Raw genomic sequence first — 441 nt, 5'->3', positions numbered from 1 at the left:
GTCGTGTACTGGTCCCATGTGGTGGCCACAAACGAAAACTCGCTTCGGCCCAAGGCCAGCAACCACTACCTCGTGCAGGGTGATCTGAAGGCTCTGGCCGTGGCCTCGCTGTTCCATGACCACAATCACTCGGGTGGTGCTGAACGAGATACCGTGAACATCCAACGAGCCATCCAGCGCGTGTTCACTCGCGACATCAACCTGATCCTCGAAGACGAGGGAATCAATAAGGAAACGGTGTGCGACCTGATCCGTGTCACCTGTTTCGAGAATGGTGCATTCCGACGCCGCCCGCGTACGCTACTGGAGAAGTCGATCCGCGATGCGGACCTGATGATGGTGTATTCGGACCCGGGTCAGCACGTCGCCACCGGTCTCTTCTACGAAACCGCAGGCTGTCATCCCACCCAGTACGTGGATCGCTCACACGCGTTCCTTGAG

1 protein-coding gene is annotated in these 441 nt (G+C 58.3%); it reads left to right on the top strand.

Annotated elements, in window-relative coordinates; genetic code table 11:
* On the top strand, positions 1-441 hold a 441-nt coding region (locus tag AC1RPT_RS07685), incomplete at both ends, for a hypothetical protein (protein ID WP_481762967.1).

It is taken from the genome of Dellaglioa sp. CoH-56-MRSF-11 (assembly GCF_056782135.1).
The sequence above is the reverse complement of the archived record's forward strand: the minus strand, read 5'-3'. Positions and strand labels throughout refer to the sequence as shown.